22 protein-coding genes are annotated in these 23,257 nt (G+C 66.4%); 8 read left to right on the top strand and 14 right to left on the bottom strand.

All coding sequences use genetic code 11. The features are described from left to right. Positions 1-1,128, bottom strand: coding sequence for a hypothetical protein (locus tag AU198_RS10070; protein WP_064347959.1), 1,128 nt, complete (start codon positions 1,126-1,128; stop codon positions 1-3). An 84-nt stretch (positions 1,129-1,212) separates the two neighbouring features. Between AU198_RS10070 and AU198_RS10065 the strand changes: the two genes are divergently transcribed. Both AU198_RS10065 and AU198_RS10060 read left to right on the top strand, forming a co-directional pair. Further along, complete coding sequence (locus AU198_RS10065; protein WP_064347958.1) at positions 1,213-2,124, top strand: IclR family transcriptional regulator; 912 nt, start codon at positions 1,213-1,215, stop codon at positions 2,122-2,124. A gap of 172 nt (positions 2,125-2,296) precedes the next feature. Then, positions 2,297-2,710 (top strand): hypothetical protein, encoded by a 414-nt coding sequence (locus AU198_RS10060; protein ID WP_064347957.1) that lies wholly within the window; start codon positions 2,297-2,299, stop codon positions 2,708-2,710. Between the two features lie 141 nt (positions 2,711-2,851). Here the strand turns inward: AU198_RS10060 and AU198_RS10055 are convergent, their stop codons facing one another. Together AU198_RS10055 and AU198_RS10050 are read right to left on the bottom strand one after the other, a co-directional pair. Further along, positions 2,852-3,262, bottom strand: a complete 411-nt coding sequence (locus tag AU198_RS10055) for a hemophore-related protein (protein WP_064347956.1) — start codon at positions 3,260-3,262, stop codon at positions 2,852-2,854. A gap of 213 nt (positions 3,263-3,475) precedes the next feature. Further along, positions 3,476-5,554: a RecQ family ATP-dependent DNA helicase gene (locus tag AU198_RS10050; protein ID WP_064347955.1), complete on the bottom strand. Its 2,079-nt coding sequence runs from the start codon at positions 5,552-5,554 to the stop codon at positions 3,476-3,478. Positions 5,555-5,660: 106 nt separating this feature from the next. On the opposite strand from AU198_RS10050, the gene AU198_RS26145 reads away from it, so the two are divergent. From AU198_RS26145 to AU198_RS10040, 3 genes are all read left to right on the top strand, one after another. Beyond that, entirely contained in the window at positions 5,661-5,942 is a 282-nt protein-coding gene (locus tag AU198_RS26145) for a zinc ribbon domain-containing protein (RefSeq protein ID WP_156431546.1), read from the top strand. Positions 5,943-5,952: 10 nt separating this feature from the next. Next, positions 5,953-7,206, top strand: coding sequence for a formamidase (gene fmdA, locus AU198_RS10045; RefSeq protein ID WP_064347954.1), 1,254 nt, complete (start codon positions 5,953-5,955; stop codon positions 7,204-7,206). Positions 7,207-7,292: 86 nt separating this feature from the next. Further along, a complete protein-coding gene (locus tag AU198_RS10040) occupies positions 7,293-7,934 on the top strand; it encodes a DedA family protein (RefSeq protein WP_064347953.1) in 642 nt (213 codons plus the stop codon). A gap of 12 nt (positions 7,935-7,946) precedes the next feature. Here the strand turns inward: AU198_RS10040 and dmpG are convergent, their stop codons facing one another. From dmpG to AU198_RS10025, 3 genes are read right to left on the bottom strand one after another with little or no spacing between them, the layout of a single operon-like run. After that, the gene (gene dmpG / locus AU198_RS10035) at positions 7,947-9,005 is read right to left on the bottom strand and encodes a 4-hydroxy-2-oxovalerate aldolase (RefSeq protein ID WP_064347952.1); all 1,059 of its coding nucleotides are present in this window, start codon (positions 9,003-9,005) and stop codon (positions 7,947-7,949) included. Next, positions 9,002-9,919 (bottom strand): acetaldehyde dehydrogenase (acetylating), encoded by a 918-nt coding sequence (locus AU198_RS10030; RefSeq protein WP_064347951.1) that lies wholly within the window; start codon positions 9,917-9,919, stop codon positions 9,002-9,004. The genes dmpG and AU198_RS10030 overlap by 4 nt, the downstream gene beginning before the upstream one ends. Positions 9,920-9,926: 7 nt before the next feature. Then, positions 9,927-10,712 carry a 2-keto-4-pentenoate hydratase gene (locus tag AU198_RS10025; RefSeq protein WP_064347950.1) on the bottom strand — a complete coding sequence of 262 codons (786 nt, stop codon included), beginning with the start codon at positions 10,710-10,712 and terminating at the stop codon, positions 9,927-9,929. A 73-nt stretch (positions 10,713-10,785) separates the two neighbouring features. Here AU198_RS10025 and kstD point away from each other — a divergent pair, with 73 nt between their 5' ends. Both kstD and chsH3 read left to right on the top strand, forming a co-directional pair. Then, a complete protein-coding gene (gene kstD / locus AU198_RS10020; RefSeq protein WP_064348200.1) occupies positions 10,786-12,468 on the top strand; it encodes a 3-oxosteroid 1-dehydrogenase in 1,683 nt (560 codons plus the stop codon). 3 nt (positions 12,469-12,471) lie between these two features. After that, complete coding sequence (gene chsH3, locus AU198_RS10015) at positions 12,472-13,332, top strand: enoyl-CoA hydratase ChsH3 (RefSeq protein ID WP_064347949.1); 861 nt, start codon at positions 12,472-12,474, stop codon at positions 13,330-13,332. On the opposite strand, the gene AU198_RS26140 is transcribed toward chsH3, so the two are convergent. Beyond that, positions 13,329-15,026: a hypothetical protein gene (locus tag AU198_RS26140; protein WP_067393900.1), complete on the bottom strand. Its 1,698-nt coding sequence runs from the start codon at positions 15,024-15,026 to the stop codon at positions 13,329-13,331. The genes chsH3 and AU198_RS26140 overlap by 4 nt on opposite strands. Positions 15,027-15,409: 383 nt before the next feature. Between AU198_RS26140 and AU198_RS10005 the strand changes: the two genes are divergently transcribed. Next, the gene (locus tag AU198_RS10005) at positions 15,410-16,321 is read left to right on the top strand and encodes an MPT63 family protein (protein ID WP_064347947.1); all 912 of its coding nucleotides are present in this window, start codon (positions 15,410-15,412) and stop codon (positions 16,319-16,321) included. 34 nt (positions 16,322-16,355) lie between these two features. Here AU198_RS10005 and AU198_RS10000 read toward each other — a convergent pair whose 3' ends face one another. The 7 genes from AU198_RS10000 to AU198_RS09970 all read right to left on the bottom strand — a co-directional run bounded on the left by AU198_RS10000 (position 16,356) and on the right by AU198_RS09970 (position 23,215). Then, positions 16,356-17,054, bottom strand: coding sequence for a hypothetical protein (locus AU198_RS10000; RefSeq protein ID WP_133147262.1), 699 nt, complete (start codon positions 17,052-17,054; stop codon positions 16,356-16,358). A gap of 43 nt (positions 17,055-17,097) precedes the next feature. After that, on the bottom strand, positions 17,098-18,267 hold the full coding sequence (gene ltp2 / locus AU198_RS09995; RefSeq protein ID WP_064347945.1) for a 17-hydroxy-3-oxo-4-pregnene-20-carboxyl-CoA lyase: 1,170 nt from the start codon (positions 18,265-18,267) through the stop codon (positions 17,098-17,100). 73 nt (positions 18,268-18,340) lie between these two features. Continuing rightward, on the bottom strand, positions 18,341-18,745 hold the full coding sequence (locus AU198_RS09990) for a MaoC family dehydratase (protein ID WP_064347944.1): 405 nt from the start codon (positions 18,743-18,745) through the stop codon (positions 18,341-18,343). Then, positions 18,742-19,722 (bottom strand): bifunctional MaoC family dehydratase N-terminal/OB-fold nucleic acid binding domain-containing protein, encoded by a 981-nt coding sequence (locus AU198_RS09985; RefSeq protein WP_064347943.1) that lies wholly within the window; start codon positions 19,720-19,722, stop codon positions 18,742-18,744. The genes AU198_RS09990 and AU198_RS09985 overlap by 4 nt, the downstream gene beginning before the upstream one ends. Continuing rightward, positions 19,719-20,882 (bottom strand): acyl-CoA dehydrogenase FadE29, encoded by a 1,164-nt coding sequence (gene fadE29 / locus AU198_RS09980; RefSeq protein ID WP_064347942.1) that lies wholly within the window; start codon positions 20,880-20,882, stop codon positions 19,719-19,721. Before fadE29 ends, AU198_RS09985 begins: the two co-directional genes overlap by 4 nt. Positions 20,883-20,884: 2 nt before the next feature. After that, complete coding sequence (locus AU198_RS09975; protein WP_064347941.1) at positions 20,885-21,910, bottom strand: acyl-CoA dehydrogenase family protein; 1,026 nt, start codon at positions 21,908-21,910, stop codon at positions 20,885-20,887. A gap of 51 nt (positions 21,911-21,961) precedes the next feature. Next, entirely contained in the window at positions 21,962-23,215 is a 1,254-nt protein-coding gene (locus AU198_RS09970; protein WP_064347940.1) for a cytochrome P450, read from the bottom strand. Between the last annotated feature and the right edge of the window lie 42 nt (positions 23,216-23,257).

Raw genomic sequence — 23,257 nt, 5'->3', positions numbered from 1 at the left:
TCAGCCCACCATCCTGTTCTGGATCTGCCGTTGCCGCAGTGCGATTCTGGCACGCCATTCGTCGTCGGAGATCTTGTTGCTGTCGTAGTACGGCAGCGCGTCGGCGACCTTGTCCAGATCGAGGACCTCGACCGTCGGACCGTCGGCCTCGGTCAACGCCCGCGACAATCGCTGCCAGCGGAACTGGAGGTATCCCTTGCGGTGGCCGAGCGTCTCGCACCAATTGGTAACACCGGGGTTGGCATCGGAGACGACGATGCGAATCTTGTTGTCCGGATCGGCCTGTGCCTGAGTGCCGTTCAGCGACGTCTGGTGGTTGATGTAGTCCAGCGAGATGTACCAGAGGCTGCCGAGCTGGAACCCGAGATACGGCGCGTCGCCGACCGGCAGTGTGATGAGCATGGCCTGGTCCGGTGCCAGGTCGAAGTGGCCGACCGACGAGTACTGGGTTGCCAGTCCGCCCGGTGTGAGCCTCGGCGCGGTGAGCGTGTTGACCGGCAGGGTGTTGTAGAACCACTGCGGGAACTGCAGCCACGTCTTGACCCGCTGGACCAGTTGCTTACCGGCCACCGCATAGCGCTTCTCGATGAGTTCCTTGGTCAGCGGCGGCGGTGCGGTGCCCGCGGTGTCGGTGCGCGCGATGCTGATGTAGCCGCGCTGTGCCGACCAGTCGTTGTAGACCTCGCGAACCACCAACTGCGACGGGCTGTCCGGGGTGAAGCGCCACTCGTAGGTGCCGTCTTCGGCGATGTCGAGTTCGCGGTCGTCGAACGCGGCCTGGCTCGGCGGGACGTTGTCGTCGGTGTACTCGCCGCCGAGCATCTGGAAAGCCAGGTCGGTCGTGGTCCCTCGCTTACCGGTGACGACGTACTCGTGACCGGCCTGAACACGGGTGCCGAAGTAGAGCGCGTCCGGATTGTCGAGGCCCATCTTCGTGAACGGCCCGGTCCCGGACTGCATGAACGGATGGTCGCGGTCGTAATCGAACGCCAGGTGAGTGCATGCTGCGACGCATCCGGCCAAGTACTGCAGACCCTCGAGCAGATCGCCCTCGGACTCGATGAACGGCGCGGTGGACACGAGGCGCTCGGCTTCGGCGATCGCATCGATCAGCGGCTGTGAGTACACACTGCGAAACTAGAACGCGTTCTAGCAAGAGTCAACATATCGACCGCTACGGTACATATATGGAACGCCGAGTACGCTGCTGAGGTGCCCAGCACCGAGCCGTCCGGCCGCGCATCACCCCCGACCGATCGGGTGGTGCGCGTCCTGGACTATCTCGCGGACCGCCCCGCCGAGCGTTTCGGTGTATCGGAGCTGGCCCGCCGGGTGGGGCTGAGCAAGCCGACCTGCCTGGGCATCCTCTCCTCGTTGTGCGAGGCGGGGTATCTCGTGCGCGATCCGACCGACAAGACCTACCGGCTGGGCCCATCGCTGATCACCCTCGGCCACCGAGCCCAGGAGTCGATGCGAGTCAACCCAGCCGCCAGGGAGGAACTGCGTCGGCTCTCGGCGCGGTTCGGTGTCACAGCGGCGCTCTCGGGCGTGGTCGACGACCGGATCACGGTGCTGGACCTCGTGGCGCCCGCCGGCGCGCGGCCCGGCGTCGAGGTCGGTCAGAGCTATCCGTTCGCCCCTCCGGTGGGCCTGATGTTCGTGCTCTGGGACGACGAAGCCGAACGCGAATGGTTGGCCAAGGAGCCGACGCTTCCACTGCGCACCGACACCGAGCGGTTGCACCGGGTGATCGCCGAGTGCCGGGCCGATGGGTACCTGGTTGAGCGGCTGACACCCGGCGGGCGACGGCTGTATTCGTTGATGGCGGGGATGTCGACACAATTGCCTGACGAGTTGCGTGCGCTGCTCGGGGAACTGGTCTCCGACATCGGCGAACGGGTCTACCTGCGCGACGAGAACGACGGTGGCCGCAAACGTCATGACATCAGCGTGATCTCGGCACCGGTGTACGACCACTACCAGCGACAGATCATGGTCGCCTCGATGCATATCGGAAAGGCATTGACCGACAACGAGATCACCGAACGGGCGCGGGCGTTGGTCGCGACCGCGGACGTGGTGACGAGGCAGCTGGGCGGCGTGAAGCGTCGCGGTACCACTTAGACCAGCAAACATACTTTTTTGAGTTCACGTGTTTTGCCACGCGAGCCGGGGGTAACCAGATTCCGTCTGGGGGTCTTCAAGCCGCACCGGTCGCACCGGTCGGGGCGGTTACGAACAACAAGTCGATGTAGCGCCGTGACTTCGGCGCCATCACCGAACAAGGAGTTCAACCGTGGAGATCAAGAAACTTGCAGCTACTACCGCAATGGCGGGTGCGCTCGGTTTGTCGGCATTCGCACTGGGTAGCGGGCTCGCGCAGGCAGATCCGCCTCGTCCGGACCCGGGTCCGCATCCGGGCATCTCGCACTGGGGACCGGGCGATCCTCCGGGGCACAACCCGTTCGGCCCGCCCGGACAGGTGAAGAAGGCGCCGGAGATCGTCGATGGTGTGCCCAACCCGCTCTATGGCGTTCCCCCAGGACACTGGGATAACCCGGCACGCTTAGGGATCCCGGACGTGTGGCTGCCGCCCGTCGAATTGCGTCCGGATTTCCCCGACCTTCAACCGCTAAAGGTGGAATGGAACGCTGAGGCGAACGCATTCGGTGTGACGCTGGAAAACGGCGTGTTCATCGCTTACCGATGACGCGTTGAACCTTCACACAGCAGCCGCCCTGCCGCACGGCAGGGCGGCTGTTCCAATTTCGGGGGAGTTGAGGCGGTGACGTCCGACCCGAAAACGCGTGTGGCGCCGGCTGGGAGCCGGCGCCACAAGGTCGTTCACGGGTTACGCGTCAGTCAACGCGGCCGAGATCGGTGTCGGAGTCACCTCGACACCACACTGGCTCGAGATCTCCGCGACCGGCTGGTTGATCGCCTTCAACTCGGATTCGACCTGCGGGTTCTGCGCGAAGTAGGCGCGGAAGTCCTGCGTGGCCTGGTCCTGCGGCTTCGTGGCGATCTCCGTCAGCGCCTCGTTGGCCTCGGGGTTCGAGGCGAGATAGGTGCTCGTCGAAGCCGACACCGTGCTCGAGGTGTTGGCGATCGCGCTCACGCTGCAGGTATTGTCCTGCGTCGGAGCAGGAGCCGGCTGCGCGTTGGCAACCGGTGCCACGATCGCGGCGGAACCGAAAGCAAGCAGGCCGCCGGCGAACATGCCGTACAGGCCGCGTCGAACGGTCGTTGCGGACAGGTTCATCAAATCACTCCTTCGGTCTGCGACCCGGTGGCCGCTCCGTAAGGCGTAACCGGCCCGGGGGGCGGGCTAAACAGCCCCAGTACAGACGGCGTTTTTCGGGTGTCAGCAACCCCAGCGCGCTAACCGGTTGATCGCACGCACGTGGTGCGTGATATCAACCCCTTAAGCACCCGGAGCCGCCAAGCGAGCCGATGGTCGTGCGCAAAGGAGCCGTCAGCTCACGCTGGCCAGCGCAAACGGCAGCACGGCCGGCGCGCCCGCCGCCCTGACCAGCCGCGACGCCATCGTCAGCGTCCACCCCGTGTCGGTGACGTCGTCGACCAACAGCACCGGTCCGTCCACAACAGACAACTCCGGGGTCTGCCACGCCCCGTCCAGCGCCGCGACGCGGTACGCCGAGTTCGCCGCGGTCACCGGTCTGCGTCCGGGCACGTATCGCAGCACACCCAGATCTGTGAGTCGACCCAGCCGGGACAATTCACGCGCCAGCGAGGTGATCAGCAACGGATGGGTGCCCGAGTCCAGGGCCATCACCGCGGCCGGGCGGGTCTCCCAGTCCCATGCGGCCAGCACCTGCACGGCCGCCTGCACCACGGCATCGGACACCTCCGCGTCCGGTTCGTCGAGCAGGCGCCGCAGCCGGGCGCCCCAGCCGAGATCGGTCAACCTGCCGATGGCGCGGCCGGGCTCGGGCCCGTCGCTGATCTTGCCCTTGAGCTCCAGCCCGAGCTTCTCGAGCCCGGACGGCCACTGTTTGCGTGGTGTCAGTTCGACGCCCGGCCGCATGAGGTGCGCATGCGTGTGCTCGACGGCACCGGCGTCGACGACAGCGTCGTAGTGCGAACCCGTGCAGTTGTCGCAGCGACCGCATCGCTCGCCTTCGCCGAGTTCCGGATCGTCGAGCTGAGCCCGCAAGAATGCCATCCGGCAGCGGTCGGTCGCCTGGTAGTCGAGCATCGCCTGCTGCTCACGTTTACGCGCCTCGTCGAGCTTGCGATAGCGCGCCTCGTCGTAGGTCCACTCCATGCCGGTGCCGACCCAGCCGCCCTTCACCCGCCGGACCGCACCGTCGACGTCGAGCACCTTGAGCACCATCTCCAGCCGCGTCCGGTTGAGGTCGACCATCGGTTCCAACGCCGCCGTCGACTGCGGACGGTCCGGCTCCAGGGCACGAATCACATTGCGCACCATGGCTTCCGACGGAAACACCACCGACGAGAAGTACCGCCAGACGTCCTGATCCTCACGGCCCGGCAACAGGATCACCTCCGCGCTGGTCGTCGAGCGGCCGGCACGGCCGACCTGCTGGTAGTACGCGATCGGTGAGGACGGTGCGCCGAGATGCACGACGAATCCGAGGTCGGGTTTGTCGAATCCCATACCGAGCGCCGACGTCGCGATCAACGCCTTGACGCGGTTGGCCAGCAGATCGGCCTCGAGTTGTTCGCGCTCGGCGCCCTCGGTCGCGCCGGTGTACGCCGCCACCGTATGCCCTTGCTCGCGCAGCAACGCGGCGATGTCGTGAGCCTGCGCGACGGTCAACGTGTAGACGATGCCCGACCCGGGCAACGAATCGATATGCGCGGCAAGCCAAGCCGCGCGTTGGGCCGGGTTGCCCGCCTTGACCACCGAGAGCCGCAGCGATTCACGGTCCAATCCGCCGCGGAGCACCAAGGTGTCGCCGCCTCCGACACCCAACTGCGCCGCGACGTCGTCGACCACCCTGTCGTTGGCGGTCGCGGTGGTCGCCAGCACCGGGATACCGTCGCCGAGTTCAGCGATCAGCGTGCGGATGCGCCGGTAGTCGGGCCGGAAGTCATGGCCCCAGTCCGACACGCAGTGCGCCTCGTCGACCACGACCAGCCCGGCATCACGTGCCAGCGCGGGCAACACAGCGTCGCGGAAATCGGGATTGTTGAGGCGTTCCGGGCTGACCAGCAGCACATCGAGCTCACCGCCACGCACCCGGCGGTGGATGTCGTCCCAATCGGCGACATTGCTGGAGTTGATGGTCGCGGCGTGCACACCCGCCCGTTCTGCTGCGGCCACCTGGTTTCGCATCAGCGCCAACAACGGCGACACGATCACCGTCGGTCCCTGCCCTTCGGCGCGCAAGAGCTTGGCCGCGATGAAGTAGACCGCCGACTTCCCCCACCCCGTGCGCTGCACGACCAGTGCCCGACGACGGTGCACGACCAGCGCCTCGATGGCGGCCCACTGATCGTCGCGCAGCATCGCCGTCGGCCCGGCCAACTGCGAAAGGATCGACTGAGCTTGTTCGCGCGTCGCCATGGCCCCATCGTGCCGGTCCGGACCGACGACCGGACAGGGTTACCGCGCAATCGGCGGGGTATGCGGCTGACGTGTCCCCGCGATCTCGAGTTGTACGGAGCTGATCATGGTGCTCTACCGATTTCGATGCGAATCCGGCTGCGGCATAACCGAGCAGACGTTCTCCATGCACAGCTGCCCGGATGTCGTCGACTGCCCGCAGTGCGCGGGGCACGCGCTGAAGATGATGTCGATGCCACATTTGGGCCGCACCGACATCGCGATGAAACTCCAGGACGCCACCCGCGCCAGCGCTGATCGTCCCGGGGTCGTCACCGCACCACCGCCCACGGCTCGTCGCCGACCTACGAGCACCAACTCGCTACACCGCACGTTGCCCCAACCCTGAAGGTGATCCCATGCCCGAACTGATCTTTCCGCTCGACTCCACCAAGCCGTTCCCCGACCAGCAGATAGTCGGACACAACCGCTGGCATCCCGACATCCCCGCGGCGGTCACGGTCAAGCCGGGCGACTCGTTCCGGGTCCACTGTCGGGAATGGTTCGACGGCGACATCCACAACGACGACTCCGCCGAAGACATCCTCAACGCTCCGATGTCCAAGGTGCACGCGCTGTCGGGACCGATCGCGGTGGAGGGCGTCCGTCCCGGCGACCTGCTCATCGTGGACATCCTCGACGTCGGACCTCTCCCACAAGAGGACTCCGGACCGCTGGCCGGGCAAGGCTGGGGATACACCGGAATCTTCGCCAAGAGCAACGGCGGCAGCTTCCTGGTCGACCAGTTCCCGGACGCCTACAAGGCGGTCTGGGACTTCTCCGGAGAGAAGGCCACCTCACGGCACGTACCCGGGGTCGAGTTCACCGGCATCACCCACCCGGGGCTGATGGGGACCGCACCGTCGACCGAGCTGCTCGGCAACTGGAACTCTCGTGAAGCGGCATTGATCGCGACCGACCCGGATCGCGAACCGCCGCTCGCGCTGCCGCCGGAGCCCAACGACGCGATCCTCGGCACCCTCACCGGTGACACGTTCGACAAGGTCGCCGCCGAGGGGGCTCGCACCGCGCCGCCTCGCGAGAACGGCGGCAACATGGACATCAAGAACCTGACCAGAGGCAGCCGGGTCTTCTATCCGGTGTTCGTCGACGGCGCCAACCTGTCGGTGGGCGACCTGCACTTCTCCCAGGGCGACGGCGAAATCACCTTCTGCGGCGGCATCGAGATGGGCGGTTTCATCGACCTGCACGTCGACGTGATCTCCGGCGGGATGGAGACCTACGGGGTCAGCGAGCATCCGATCTTCATCCCCGGAAACACCCAGCCGCAGTACTCCGAATGGCTGACGTTCTCGGGCACCTCGGTCACCCTCGACGGCGAACAGCGCTATCTGGATTCGCAGCTCGCTTATCAACGGGCCTGCCTGCACGCGATCAACTACCTGACGAAGTTCGGCTACAGCCCGGAGCAGGCGTACCTGCTGCTCGGTGCCGCTCCCATCGAAGGCAGGTTCTCGGGTGTCGTGGACATCCCGAATTCCTGTGCGACGGTGTACCTCCCGACGGCGATCTTCGACATTCCGATCGCCCCGACTGCGGGCAAGCCGGCGCAGATCGACGCTGGAATCGGCGCCCCGCGCGCGGCGGCGTAGGACTCGCCGAAAGTGGGTTACCCGCACGCCAAATCGCGATCAGACGTGCGGGTAACCCGCGTTCGCGCCAACCGGGGGGCGGCAAATTGACCGCGACCGTGGCCGCCGACGCAGCACCAAGCGTCGGAGGCGTGGCGGGGTGGGCGGTGTCGTTGATGGACCGCCTCGGTGGCGTCGGCGCAGGCGCAGTCATCGCAGCGGAGAACATCTTCCCCCCACTGCCCAGCGAGATCATCCTGCCGCTGGCAGGTCTATCTGCGGCGCGCGGTGAGATGTCGCTGGCAGAAGCCATCGTGGGGACGACGGTGGGTTCCGTGGTGGGCGCGATCGTGCTGTATCTGGTGGGTGCCCGCCTCGGACGCGACCGCGTGCACCGGATGGTCGCGCGACTACCGTTCTTCTCCGCCGACGACCTTGCGAAGAGCGAGGCATGGTTTCGTCGCTACGGATCCGCGGCGGTGTTGATCGGGCGGATGATCCCTGTCGTCCGCAGCCTGGTCTCGGTTCCCGCCGGGATCTACCGCATGCCATTCGTCCGTTTCATCGCACTCACGACGGCGGGCAGCGCGGTATGGAACAGCCTGCTGGTGGTGGCCGGCTTCAAGTTGGGCAACAACTGGGAAGCCGTGTCGACGTGGACATCGCGCTACCAGTACGCGGTCCTGGCCGTAGCGGCCGTCCTGCTCGCGGTGTGGCTGGCACGGAAGGTGCGTAGCCGAGCCGGCTAGATCAAGCCGCCGCTAGCCGGCCTTGGCGCTGTCTTGCTCGCGCTTGATCTCCAGCGCGATGTCGATCAACTGGTCCTCCTGGCCGCCGATGAGCTTGCGCTGGCCGGCGCGGTGCAGCAGCTGGTGCGCCGGCACGCCGTAACGCTCGGATTGGCGGATCGCGTGCTTGAGGAAGCTCGAGTACACGCCCGAATAGCCCATGATCAGCGCGTTGCGGTCCAACAGGCACTCGGCCGGCATCGCGGGTGCCACGACCTCTTCTGCCGCGTCGGCGATGTCGAAGAAGTCGATACCGGTCTTGACGCCGATCTTGTCGAACACCCCGATCAGCGCCTCGACCGGTGCGTTGCCCGCACCCGCGCCGAACCGGCGGCACGAACCGTCGATCTGCTTGGCACCCGCACGCACGGCCTCGATCGAGTTCGCGACGCCCAGGCCGAGGTTCTCGTGGCCGTGGAAGCCGACCTGCGCGTCGTCGCCCAACTCCGCCACCAGGGCCGCGACCCGGTCACGAACACCCTCGAGCACCAACGCGCCCGCCGAGTCGACGACGTACACGCACTGGCAGCCGGCGTCGGCCATGATCCGCGCCTGGGCGGCCAGCTTCTCCGGCGGGATCGTGTGGCTCATCATCAAAAAGCCGACGGTCTCCAGGCCGAGTTCACGCGCCAGCCCGAAGTGCTGGATGGACACGTCGGCCTCGGTGCAGTGGGTGGCGATCCGGCAGATCGAGCCGCCGTTGTTCTGCGCCTCCTTGATGTCCTCCTTGGTGCCCACCCCGGGCAGCATCAGGAAGGCGATCTTGGATTCGGTGGCCGTCTCGGCGGCCAGCTTGATCAGCTCCTGCTCAGGGGTCTTGGAGAAGCCGTAGTTGAAACTCGACCCACCGAGGCCGTCGCCGTGGGTCACCTCGATGACCGGCACACCGGCGGCGTCCAGCGCCGCGACGATCGCGTGCACTTCCTCCTTGGTGAACTGGTGCCGTTTGTGGTGACTGCCGTCGCGCAGCGACGTGTCCGTCATCCGGACATCCCAGATCGGATTGAAATAGATGCTGTCGGTGCCGCTCATGCTTGGCCTCCTGCACTGCTCGTGGCCATGGACTCCTTCGCGATCTCCTCGCCCACCTTCGTGGCCGCGGCGGTCATGATGTCCAGGTTTCCAGCGTAAGGCGGCAGGTAATCGCCCGCACCCTCCACTTCGATGAATGTGGTGACGACGTGGTTGCCGCCGTTGACCACCGACGGTTCGTCGAACTGCGGATCGTTGAGCAACCGGTAGCCGGGCACATAGGTCTGCACCTCGGCAACGACGTCGCGGATCGACTGGGTGACCGCATCGTGGTCGGCGTCCTCGGGGATCGCGCAGAAGATGGTGTCGCGCATGATCATCGGCGGCTCGGCGGGATTGAGGATGATGATCGCCTTGCCGCGCTGGGCGCCACCGATGTTCTGCACACCGGCGCTGGTGGTCTTGGTGAATTCGTCGATGTTGGCGCGCGTGCCAGGACCGGCCGAGGCCGACGAGACCGAGGCCACGATCTCGGCGTAGGGCACCTCCACCGCACGAGAAACCGCGTACACGATCGGGATGGTCGCCTGCCCGCCGCAGGTGACCATGTTGACGTTGGGCGCGTCGAGATGGTCGCGCAGATTGGCGGGCGGGATCACGCCCGGCCCGATGGCCGCGGGCGTCAGGTCGATCGCGCGGATACCGGCCTCGGCATACTTCGGCGCGGCGTCGCGGTGCACGTAGGCGCTGGTGGCCTCGAAGACCATGTCGGGCTTCTCGCTCTGCGCCAGAAGCCAATCCACGCCCTCGTGCGAGGTTTCCAAGCCGAGCTTGCGGGCGCGCGCCAGGCCCTCGCTCTCCGGGTCGATGCCGATCATCCAGCGTGGTTCCAACCACTCCGAGCGCAGCAGTTTGTACAGCAGGTCGGTGCTGATGTTGCCGGATCCGACGATCGCGACGCTTGCTTTAGGCATAACGCTCCTATTCGAAACTCAGGTGGACCGAACCCAGCCCGGTGAAGTCGGCGACGTACTCGGCGCCCGGGGTGGCGTCGAACGCCTTGGTGCACGAGCCGGGTAACACGATGTCACCGGCCTTGAGGCGGACGCCGAAGCTGTCCACCTTGCGGGCCAACCACGCCACTGCGGTCACCGGGTTACCCAGCACCGCATCGCTGCGGCCCTTCGCCACCACCTCGCCGTTGCGGGTCAGCACCGCGTCGATAGCGGTGATGTCGATGTCCTTCGGCGACACCCGGTTCTCACCGAGCACCCAGCCCGCCGAGGACGCGTTGTCGGCGATCGTGTCGCAGAGTTTGATCTTCCAGTCCGTGATGCGGGTGTCGATCAACTCGATGGCGGGCGCGAACGCGGCCGTCGCAGCCAGCACGTCGTCCTCGGTGCAGCCTTCACCGGGCAGGTCGTCGGCCAGGACGAATCCCACCTCCACCTCGACGCGGGGATAGAGGTAGTCGGCGGACTTGACGGGCGTGTCCTCGTGGACGGCCATCTCGTCGAGCAGATGCCCGTAGTCGGGTTCGTCGACGTTCATCATCTGCTGCATGGCCTTCGACGACAGGCCGACCTTGTGGCCGATGACCTTGGCACCCTCGGCGACGCGCTGGCGGATATTGATGAGCTGGATCTCGTAGGCGTCAACGACGTCGATGTCCGGATGGGCGTCGGTCAACGGCGAGATGGGAACCTTGCTGCGCTCGGCCTGGGCGAGATCGGCGGCCAGCTTCTGCCGCACCTGATCACTGAGCATTCTTATGAAGTCCCCTTGTTCTGTTGACCGGCGCGGTTGTGGGTCGGCCGCGCAATTCTATAACGTGTTCTACATGACTGGTCAGGAGTACGACGTCGTCGTGGTGGGGAGCGGCGCCGCCGGTATGGTCGCCGCGCTCACCGCAGCCCACCAGGGACTTTCCACAGTAGTCGTCGAGAAGGCTCCGCACTACGGTGGTTCCACTGCGCGGTCAGGTGGTGGCGTCTGGATCCCGAACAACGAGGTCCTCAAGCGCGACGGCGTCAAGGACACTCCCGACGCCGCCCGCACCTACCTGCACAGCATCATCGGCGACGTCGTGCCCGCCGAGAAGATCGACACCTATCTCGATCGCGGACCGGAGATGTTGTCCTTCGTGCTCAAGCACTCACCCCTGCGGCTGTGCTGGGTGCCGGGCTACTCCGACTACTACCCCGAGACACCGGGCGGCAAGCCGTCGGGGCGGTCCGTCGAACCCAAGCCGTTCAACGCCAAGAAACTCGGCCCGGACCTGCCGGGCCTGGAACCGCCATACGGCAAGGTTCCGATGAACATGGTTGTCATGCAGCAGGACTACGTCCGGCTCAACCAGCTCAAGCGCCATCCGCGCGGTGTGCTGCGCAGCCTCAAGGTGGGCGTGCGCGCCACGTGGGCCAAGGTCACCGGCAAGAACCTGGTCGGCATGGGCCGCGCGTTGATCGCGCCGCTGCGCATCGGCCTGCGCGAGGCGGGTGTGCCAGTTCGACTGAACACCGCGCTGACCGACCTCTATGTCGAGGACGGTGTCGTGCGCGGCATCTACGTACGCGACAGCACCGCACCGGAATCCGGTGAGCCCGAACTGATCCGGGCCCGTCGTGGCGTCATCCTCGGCTCCGGCGGCTTCGAACACAACGAGCAGATGCGGGTCAAGTACCAGCGTGCCCCGATCACCACCGAATGGACGGTCGGCGCCAAGGCCAACACCGGTGACGGCATCATCGCCGCCGAGAAGCTGGGCGCGGCACTCGACGTCATGGAAGACGCCTGGTGGGGGCCGACGGTGCCGCTGGTCGGCGCCCCGTGGTTTGCGCTGTCGGAACGCAACTCGCCGGGCTCGATCATCGTCAACATGGCGGGCAAACGGTTCATGAACGAGTCGATGCCCTATGTCGAGGCGTGCCACCACATGTACGGCGGGCAGTACGGCCAGGGGCCGGGGCCCGGGGAGAACATCCCGGCCTGGCTGGTGTTCGACCAGCGGTACCGGGACCGCTACATCTTTGCCGGCCTTCAACCGGGCCAGCGGATTCCGAAGAAGTGGCTGGAATCGGGCGTGATCGTCACGGCCGACACGCTCGAGGAACTGGCCGAGAAGACGGGGTTGCCGGTGGAGGCCTTCAAGGCCACCGTCGAGCGGTTCAACGGATTCGCGCGCTCCGGCGTCGACGAAGACTTCAAGCGCGGCGAGAGCGCCTACGACCGCTACTACGGCGATCCGACCAACAAGCCCAATCCCAACCTGGGCGAGCTCACCCATCCGCCGTACTACGCGGCCAAGTTGGTGCCCGGTGACCTGGGCACCAAGGGCGGCGTGGTCACCGACGTGTACGGGCGCGCTCTGCGCGACGACGGGTCGGTGATCGAGGGACTCTATGCTGCGGGCAATGTCAGCGCCCCGGTGATGGGCCACACCTACCCCGGCCCGGGCGGCACCATCGGCCCGGCGATGACGTTCGGATACCTTGCAGCACTACACATCGCCGGAAAGAGTTAACGCATGCCCATCAATCTCGACGAGGCGCTCGGCGCCGAACTCCCCGCCGCCGAGTTCTCCTGGACCAGCAGCGACATTCAGCTCTACCACCTCGGGCTCGGCGCAGGCGCCGACCCGATGGACAAGCGCGAGTTGCGCTACCTGACCGACGAAACGCCGCAGGTGCTACCGACGTTCGGCAATGTTGCGCAGAGCTTCCACATGACGGAACCGCCGACGGTGAAGTTCCCGGGTATCAACATCGAGCTTTCCAAGGTGCTGCACGCCAGCGAGGCCGTGTCGGTTCCGGGCCCGATTCCGCCGTCGGGCACCGGGATCGCCGTCACGCGCTTCACCGACATCTGGGACAAGGGCAAGGCCGCGGTCATCTGGTCGGAGACCACGGTGACGGCGCCCGACGGCACCCCGTTGTGGACCCAGAAGCGATCGATCTTCGCGCGCGGCGAAGGTGGGTTCGGTGGCGATCGTGGACCGTCGGGAGCTTCGGAGCCTCCGCAGCGCGCACCGGATTTCGAGATCGCGATCCCCACTTCCCCGCAGCAGGCGCTGCTGTACCGGATGTGCGGCGATCGCAACCCGCTGCACTCCGATCCCGACTTCGCGGCGGCGGCGGGATTTCCGCGTCCGATCCTGCACGGGTTGTGTACCTACGGCATGACGTGCAAGGCGCTGGTCGACACCCTGCTCGACGGCGACACCGCGCGGGTCGCAAGCTATGGCGCGCGCTTCGCCGGGGTGGTGTTCCCCGGCGAGACGCTCAAGGCCAGCGTGTGGAAGGAGGGCGACGGCTTCGTCGCCACCGTGACCGCACCCGACCGCGACGACGCGGTGGCGCTCGCCGGCGTGGAGTTGACCCCCGCCTAGGGGTTAGACCCGGACGCGCCGTTTCCGCCGGTGCCACCCTCGCCGCCGGAACCACCCGTGGTGCCGGACCCCTGATTGCCGGAATTACCGGCGTTGCCTGCATTACCGGACGCGCCGATATTTCCGTCCGACGTGTACGCCCTGCCACCATTGCCGCCCTTGCCGCCGGTGCCGCCGGTGCCGCCGGTGCCGTTGACACCGTTGCTGCCAGTGCTGCCGCGCTTACCGAAGATCCCACCGGCGCCGCCCTTGGCTCCGCTGCCGCCGGTGCCGGCGTCACCGCCCTTGCCGCCGGTGCCCCCGGTGCCCCCTTTACCGCCCGACGCATTCCCTGGATAGGTCGACGTGCTGGGGCTGGATTGGAGATTTTGCACCGCACCGGCGCCACCGAGGCCACCGTTGCCGCCATTGCCCCCGGCCGCCCCGTCACCGCCGTCACCACCGTCGGCGCCGTTCCCGCCGGCTCCGCCATTGCCGACCAGAAGCCCTCCGCGGCCACCTTTGCCGCCGGAACCGCCGCTGGTTCCGTTGGAACCCGCGGTGCCGACACCGCCGTCGCCGCCGTCTCCGCCTATTCCGCCTTGGACGATGCCCGAAGTTTCCGGATTGGACGAGAACAACACCACTGTCTCGTTCCCACCGCTGCCACCGTTGCCACCCGCGCCGCCACCCGGACCACCGTCACCACCATTGCCACCGGCACCGCCGGTTCCGTTATAACGGGCCGATCCGCCGGAGCCCCTGCCGCCATTACCCCCGGGGGCTCCCGCGATGTCGGTATCGCCGCCGTTTCCGCCATCGCCACTCACCGCGATCGAGGTGTTGTTGTTGGGTCCGCTAGAGGTGGTGAGCTGACCCTGCCCGCCGTTGCCGCCGCCGGTAGCCCCTTCCTGACCCGGTGCGCCGGGCCCTCCGCTGGCTCCGATCACCGTGCCCGTCCCGGTCAAGGACGTCGGATAACTCGTGCCGGTGGCCGCACGAGTGCCATCCCATGTCGGGTTGACGCCGTCTGCACCGTCCCAGCCCAAGCCGCCATGACCGCCACTACCGCCGTTGCCGATCAGGGTGAACAGCCCGACGCTGCCGCCGTTCCCCCCGTTGCCGCCATTGCGGGTGGCATCACCCGCCGCGCCGTTGCCGCCGTTTCCGGCGTTGCCGATCAACGCGAACGCGCCCACGTTGCCGCCGTTGCCGCCCGCGCCGGCGCGAACGCCGAGCACACCGGTGCCGCCGTTGCCGCCGTTCCCGCCGAACAACCCGGCGTGGCCACCGTTGCCACCGTTGGCTCCATTACCACCGTTGCCGAACAAGATGCCGCCATTGCCGCCGTTGCACGCCGAGCCGACGCAATCGGCAGCAGCGTTCAAACCATTACCGATGAGCCAGCCGCCCGGCCCGATCATCGGACGTCCCCCGAAAGTGCTGAAACTGGCGGCTGCGGGGGCGCCCCCGCCAGATCCGGTCAGGCTGTTTTCATACAGCAACCAGAAGTCATCGGGAGGCGGAGCCAATGGCACCAACACCGATTCCACCGACGCCAACTGGACGACCGGAGAGGTCTCCGCTGGAGCCGGACCGCTCGGCGGTGCGATCAGCAGGGCACCACCGCCCGCCACCGCCGCCGCGCCGATTCCGACCCCGAGATACTGCCGAATCCGTACCACCCGTCGAGCGTCTCTTCGATGTTTGGCCATGACGTGACTCCTCTGTAGGTGGTGAGACGTCGGGCGCCTCGGTCGCTTGCCTCTGTTTCAGCCGGTTGGCCGATACGACCGTACGGTTTGCTGAAAAGATACATGAGGGTACAAAGTCATCAATCGGCGCGGGCATTTGCCCTGTGGCCCAGCTTTTACCACCGTGTCTTGAACGGCACTCCGAAATCACAGCCGAATTTGCGACGTATCAGCAGGCACGAAAAGTCACCGATGGACGTGTTCAGAAAACTGGCCTACGCAGACGATGCCTTCGCGTTCTACCGAGAATGGGCGGTCAACGGACAGAATCCGCCATTACCGAGCAACCTGATAGTTTTTCCTTCGGTGACCATTCCAATTCTCGGACGAGTCAGGAGCACATCTTGAAGATCACCAGGATCACCAGCGTCTTGGCAGCGACCGCGACCGCGGGATTCATCGCAGCACCGTTCGCCTCCGCCGAGCCCGAAGCCACGCCACCCGGGCCGACGGTCCAGACCCAGACACTCGGAACCCAGGGCAAGTTGGTCGATGGGGCCGTGATCCAGGGCTGGACGATCACCAACCTCATGCCCAGCAGCGACGTCATCCCCTACCCGGTGACCGGCACGCTGTGGGAGGCAACGGCGACAGACCAGGCGATCCAGGGATCGGCGACGCCGATCGTGGCGAACCTGGTCGCGCGGACCGCCGACGGCCAGACGTACCGCTCGCTGTTCGAGGTGGCCACGCCGCAGGGTGTGAACCCCTCGACGCTGGCTCAGGGACAGGAGACGTCCGGCAAGGTCTACTTCGACGTCACCGGCGCAACCCCGGACCGGGTGGTCTACAACGCAGGCGGACAGGATCTGCTGGTGTGGACCAAGCCTGCCACGAGCTCGAGCACGAGCACGTCCTCGCCGTCGACCTCGTACGGCACCGGTAGCACCGCACCCGCGGAGGCTCCGGCTGCCGAGGCTCCCGAGGGCACGACCGCGGCTCCGGAAGGCACGACCGCCGCTCCGGCCGCAACGGGCGCCGAGGCACCCGAGGGCAGCCAGGGCACGCCGATCGCCGAGGGCAGCCAGGGCACACCGCTTCCGGAAGGCAGCCAGGGCACCCCGATCGCGCCGGCTCAGCCCGAGGGTGCGCCCGCTCCTGCCGCGCAGGGCACCCCGGCACAGCCCGCACAGGGCACGCCGGCTCCGGCCGGCACCGAGGGCGTTCCGCAGCCCGCCGGAAGCCAGGGCACGCCGTTGCCCGCGGGTGACCAGGTGCAGACCCCGACCACCTACACCCCGGCCCCGACTCCGTAAGCGGATCGCCTAACAGGTCATACGGTCAGCGTCGTCACGAGTGCGAGGACCACCACGCGTACAACCGTGGAAAGGTCGGGCCATTCGGCCCCGCTCGGACGGCGCTGACCGTCTTTCTCTCCTCGTCGGTCCAGACCACGGTCGGTTGACCGTCTGTGAGGCCGCAGTACAGCTGCCCGCTGATGCTGTCCGGCGTGGCGTTGCGCCGCCACGGCCCCGGCGACTGGATATTGCCCGGGCAGTCGACCCTCTTCGCGGCCCCGATCGTCTCGTTGAAGACCCTTTCGAGTGAGATGCTGTCACCGACGAGGCTGAACGTCGCCGACACCGGGCCGTCAGGATCGTCGTTCTGGGCGCACTTCACCTGCGACAGAACACCTTCGGGCGCTTGCGTCGGCTCGCACGCGCCGACACGGTAGCCCTTCGGCAGCAACCGCAGCAGACGCCCGTCGTCCTCGGACGTGGTCGTCGGCTGAGACGGCCCGGTCGCCGCGGGTGCCTCGGCTTCGGCGGGTTGGGCGTTGTCCTCAGACGGCCGCGTCAACCAGAAGACCACTCCGCCGACCGCGACGACGAAGACGGCGCCGATGGCCAGGGCCTTGCCTCTGGACCTCGGCTGCACCTGGCGCGGAGTCACCGTCAGCGGTGCATCGAACCTGCGCGCCCAATTTCCCTGACCGGCAGAGAATTCCGGATCAGGGTCGTCCCACCCGGGCGGCCTCGGCGAGTTCACCCCTCAGAGGGTAGTAGGCGCCTCGAGCTCAGCGGCACACCGATCAGCCCAGGATCAGTCCCGATGTGGGCACGCCGGTGCCCGCGGTGACGAGGACGTGCTCGACATTGGGCACCGGGTTGACCGAAGTCCCCCGCAGCTGGCGAACACCCTCGGCGATTCCGTTCATGCCGTGGATGTAAGCCTCGCCCAACTGGCCGCCGTGGGTGTTGATCGGAAGCCGCCCGCCGACCTCGATCGCCCCGTCGGAGATGAAGTCCTTGGCGTCACCCTTGTCGCAGAATCCGAGCTCTTCCAACTGGATCAGGGTGAACGGGGTGAAGTGGTCGTAGAGAATGGCGGTCTGAATGTCCTGCGGTTTCAGCCCCGACTGCGACCACAACTGCCTGCCGACGAGCCCCATCTCTGGCAGCCCCAGCTCCGGCCGGTAGTAGCTCGTCATCGAATACTGGTCCGGGCTGGAACCCTGCGAGGCCGCCTCGATGACCGCCGGGCGGTGCTTGAGGTCTTTGGCCCGCTCGGCGGATGTCACGACCAACGCGACGCCGCCGTCGGTTTCCTGGCAGCAGTCCAGAAGCCGCAGGGGTTCGGCGATCCACCGCGAATTCTGGTGATCCTCGATGGTGATCGGCTTCTCGTAGAAGTACGCCTTGGGGTTCTTGGCGGCGTGTTTGCGGTCCGCGACCGAAATCATGCCGAAGTCCCTGCTGGTCGCGCCGGATTGGTGCATGTAGCGCCGGGCGATCATCGCGACCTGCGCAGCGGGGGTCGACAAGCCGTGCGGGTAGGAGAAGGAGTTGTCGACGCCGGTCGAGTCGGCGTTCTCGACCAGACGCATCTGCACCTGGCCGAATCGGACACCCGATCTCTCGTTGAACGCCCGGTAAGCCACAACGCAATCCGCCACACCGGTTGCCACCGCGATCGCCGCCTGCTGGATGGTCGCGCAGGCAGCGCCGCCTCCGTGGTGGATCTTCGAGAAGAACTTCAACTCGCCGATGCCCGTCGCCCGCGCGATCGCGACCTCGGTGTTGGAGTCCATCGTGAAGGTGACCATGCCGTCGACATCGGCAGGTGTCAGGCCCGCGTCGTCCAACGCGTCGAGCACCGCTTCGGACGCGAGTCGCAATTCGCTGCGACCGGAGTTCTTGGAGAAGTCGGTGGCGCCGATCCCGACGATCGCCGCCTTCCCGGACAGTCCACCCGCACTCATGCTCGGCTCTCCGCTCGTTCCGGTCCTCGCTCGTTCCTCGCTGCGATCCTCACTCGCGGTCGCCTTCGCGGCATCAGCCCTTTCCTCCGATCGTCAAAGTCGCGGTGGCGATCACGTGGTTGCCGAGGCTGTTGGCGCCGACGATCTTCAACGTGATCAGGCCGTCCTCGATGGCGGTCACCTCACCGGAGAACGTCACGGTGTCATAGGCGTACCACGGCACACCCAATCGCAGCGATATCGATTTGATGATCGCGGTCGGACCGGCCCAGTCGGTGATGTACCGCTGCACCAGGCCGGTGTCGGTGAGGATGTTGACGAAGATGTCCTTGCTGCCCTTGGCCTGCGCCTTGTCCCTGTCGTGATGGACGTCCTGATAATCGCGGGTGGCGATGGCCGTCGACACGATGAAGGTCGGGTCGCCGTAGAGGGCGAGTTCGGGAAGCTTCGTTCCCACGTCGACTGCGGGTGCGCTCACGCTGCGGCCTCCTCATCGGGCTCCCACGCGTAGAGCGTCCACGCGGGACCGGATTCGCCTTCCGGGAAGTCGATATATGTTGCGCGGACGGGCATTCCGATCTGCACCGTGGCCGGGTCGACGTTACGGAGCTGTCCGAGCATCCGCACACCCTCCTCGAGCTCGACGAGGGCGATCACAAACGGCAACGTCCGCCCGGGCACCTTCGGCGCATGGTGCACGACGAAACTGAACACGGTGCCCTTGCCGCTGGCGACGACGTAATCGGTCGGCTGGTCCTTGTCCTGCCAGATGGCGGGTATCGGAGGGTGCACCAATGTGCCGTCGTCACGCTTCTGGATGCGCAACTCATGTGCGTTGACGCCGTCCCAGAAGAACTTCGTGTCGCGCGACGAAGCCGGCCGCATCATCATGTCCGCGTCCAGATCGTCGGGCACCGCCGCGCCGGCGTCCTTCTCTGCCGGCTTGAACTTCATGATGCGCCACAGCATTTCAGCGACAGCTTCGTCACCGTCGGTACCGTTGGCCACGGTCCAGGTGATGAGCTGGTTGATGAAGTACCCCTCACCCAGCGCTGTGCGCTTGGGACCGACGACGTCAGTGATCTCGGCGTGGATGCTGACTTCCTCACCCGGGCGCAGATACCGGTGGTAGGTCTGCTCACAGTTGGTGGCGACCACGCCGACGTAGCCGGCATCGTCGAACAACTGCATCATCTTGGTCAGGGGGTCGTCGTCCGAGCGGCCCTGTCCGAGCCCGCCCATCGTCCACACCTGGATCATCGCCGGCGGCGCCACGATGCCGGGGTGACCGGCGGCCTTGGCAGCCGTCTCGTCCACGTAGATCGGGTTCCGGTCCCCGATGGCGTCGACCCAGTGGTGAATCATGGGCTGATTGACCGGATCTCGACCGGTGCGCGGCTCGCTTCTGCCGTCCGCCTTGATCTTCTCGATGTCTGCCCTCAGGTCGGCGCTCACCGCGGAACCCTCGGCACCTTCAGGCCCGCGGCCGCGATCATCTCCCGCATCACCTCGTTGACACCTCCACCGAACGTGATCACCAGGTTTCGTTTGGTCTGCGAGTCAAGCCATTCCAGCAGTTCGGCGGTCTCCGGCTCAGCCGGGTCGCCGTACTTGCCGACGATCTCCTCGGCGAGGCGTCCGGCGTACTGAATCCGCTCGGTGCCGAACACCTTGGTTGCTGCGGCGTCGGCGATGTCGATGGTCTCGCCGGCCGCAGCGACCTGCCAGTTGAGTAGTTCGTTGATCCGCCACATCGCCTTGAGCTCACCGAGAGCGCGCTTGACGTCACCGTGGTTGATCGGAATGTCGCCGTTGCCACCGGGTTTCGAGGCCCACGCGTGCACGTGGTCATAGAGGCTGGCGAATCGGCCGGCGGGCCCCAGCATCACGCGCTCATTGTTCAGCTGGGTGGTGATCAGCTTCCACCCGCCGTTCTCCTCACCGACCAGCATGTCGGCCGGCACCCGAACGTCGTTGTAGTACGTCGCGTTGGTGTGGTGAGCGCCATCGGACAGGATCATCGGCGTCCACGAGTACCCCGGGTCCTTGGTGTCGACGATGAGGATCGATATCCCCTTGTGCTTCACCGCCTCCGGGTCGGTGCGACACGCCAGCCAGATGTAGTCCGCGTCATGCCCGCCGGTGGTGAACACCTTCTGCCCGTTGACGATGTACTCGTCGCCCTGCCGTACCGCGGTGGTGCGTAGCGACGCCAGATCGGTGCCGGCTTCCGGTTCGGTGTAGCCGATCGCGAAGTGCACCTCGCCGGCGAGGATGGCGGGCAGGAACTTCTTCTTCTGTTCTTCGGTGCCGTACTGCTGCAGCGTGGGCCCGACGGTCTGCAGTGTGACGGCGGGCAGCGGCACGTCGGCCCGCTGCGCCTCGTTGACGAAGATCGACTGTTCGATGGGCCCGAAGCCGAGGCCGCCGAATTCCTTCGGCCAGCCGACGCCGAGCTTGCCGTCCGAGCCCATCCGCTTGATGACCGCGCGGTACGCCTTGCCGTGGCGGTCCTTTTCCATCTCCTTGGCCTCTTCGGGCGAGATGAGATTGGAGAAGTACTCGCGCAGTTCGGCCTGCAGCTGCTTCTGTTCGGGCGTCAGTTCGATGAACATTGCTAGCTCCCGTCGTTTCGCTCGCCCAGTGCGGCTCCCACCAAATCGAGCCGGTGTGACGGACCACCCACGAGGCGGGCCAGGTCCTTGATCGAGGAGTAGTAGCGGTCCATCGGATAGGTGATGTCCATACCCATACCGCCGTGCAGGTGATGACAGAGCTGCATCACCGGAGGCGCCTGCGATGCCAGCCAGTACGCGAGGATGTCGATATCGTCGTCGGCGTCGCGGCCCTCTGACAGCCGCCAGGTCACCGAGTTCGACGCCAATGTCAGTGTGCGCGAGGCGATGTACACCTCGGCCAGCTGCGCGGCGACGGTCTGGAATGTCGACAGCGGTTTGCCGAACTGCTCGCGAGTGGCCACGTAGTCGGCGGTGAGCCGCAGTGCGCCGGCGACCAGTCCCGCTGCGAACGCACCGATGGCTGCCAGGGCAAGCTGGTTGACTCGGCGGGCCTGCAGCCCGTCCAGCGTGCCGTCGACTGCGGCGTCGGTGAACGTCACCGAGTACTCGTCGCCGTGGTTGGACGTCGGCGACTTGGTCACCACCACGCCGTCGGCCTTCGGCGACACCACCACCACGGCGCTGTTGGTCGTGACGACGAGCCAATCCGCCTGTTCCGCATAGGGAACGGCGACCTTGGTACCGCTGAGCCGGCCGTCGGCGAACGTCACCGCCGGCCGATCCGGCAGCGGTGCCCCCGGTTCATTGAGCGCGGCCGAGAGCACGGCGCCTTTGCCGACCCCGGCCAGATAGCGGTCCTGCTGCTCGTCGGTCGCCGACTCCAGGAGCGGGAGCAATCCCAGACCCAGCGTGGCCAACGCGGGGCTGACCGTTCCGTGTCGGCCGATCTCGGTGAGCGCGGTCGCCACCTCGGGCAGGCCGACACCGTCGCCGCCGAGACGCTCGGGGACCGCAAGCGCGGTCACGCCTCCGGACACCAGTGCGTCCCAACTGTTGTCCCGGGTCAGCACCGAGGTCACCACGTCGGCGACAGCCTGCTGCCCTTCGTCTGGACTGAAGTCCACCCGAATCCTCCTTGATACCGGGAAATTTCGCAGTCGCTACAACGTACGTCGTCAGCTGTTGGCGACCGGGCACTTTCCGGTGTAATCCACCTGCCAGTGCTTGATGCCGTTGAGCCAGCCCGACTTGAGCCGCTCGGGCTCGCCGATCGGCTTGAGATCGGGCATGTGGTCGGCGACCGCGTTGAAAATCAGGTTGATGGTCATCTTCGCCAGGTTCGCGCCGATGCAGTAGTGCGCGCCGGTGCCGCCGAAACCGACGTGCGGATTGGGGTCGCGCAGGATGTCGAACTTGTGCGGGTTCTCGAAGACCTCTTCGTCGAAGTTGGCCGAGCGGTAGGACATCACGACCCGCTGACCCTTCTTGATCTGCACGCCACCCAACTCGACGTCCTCCAACGCGGTGCGCTGGAAGGCCGAAACCGGGGTGGCCCAACGGACGATCTCATCGGCGGCGGTCTCGGGGCGTTCGCGCTTGTAGAGCTCCCACTGGTCCGGGTTCTGCGAGAACGCGATCATGCCGTGGGTGATGGAGTTGCGGGTGGTCTCGTTACCGGCAACCGCGAGCATCACGACGAAGAAGCCGAACTCGTCATCGGAGAGCTTCTCGCCGTCGATGTCGGCCTCGATCAGCTTGGTGACGATGTCTTCGGTGGGGTTCTTGGCCCGCTCCTCGGCCATCTTCATCGCGTACTGGATCAACTCGAACGACGACACCGCAGGGTCCACATCGGCATACTCGGGGTCTTCACCGGCGGTCATCTCGTTGGACCAGCGGAAGATCTTGTCGCGGTCGTCCTGCGGCACGCCGAGCAGTTCGGCGATGGCCTGCAGCGGAAGTTCGCACGAAACCTGTTCGACGAAGTCGCCGGACTCCTCGGCCGCGGCGGTCTCGGCGATCTTCTGCGCCCGAGACCGCAGTTCGTCTTCGAGCCGCCCCACAGCGCGGGGCGTGAAGCCGCGCGAGATGATCTTGCGAAGACGGGTGTGCTGGGGCGCGTCCATGTTCAGCAGCACCGCCTTCTGCAGGTCGATGGCATCGCGCGTCATGTCCTGCGGCCAGACCGGGATCGCGCCGTCCGGTGAGCTGCCGAAGACATCGTTGCGCTTCGAGACCTCTTTGACGTCGGCGTGCTTGGTCACCAGCCAGTAGCCCTTGTCGCCGAAGCCGCCGGTGCCGCCTGGCACGTCGACCCAGTGGATCGGCTCGGACCTACGCAACTCGGCCAGCTCTTCGACGGGCAGGCGCTCGAGGTTCAGGCTCGCGTCGAGGAAGTCGAAGTCGGCTGGGATATTCGGGCAAGGCATGGGGAAAGCTCCTCCGCAACAGTTATTGCAACATGTTCTAGT

The organism is Mycobacterium sp. GA-1199 (assembly GCF_001500045.1).
Taxonomy (GTDB): Bacteria; Actinomycetota; Actinomycetes; order Mycobacteriales; family Mycobacteriaceae; genus Mycobacterium.
This window is presented reverse-complemented; position numbering and strand designations above follow the sequence as displayed.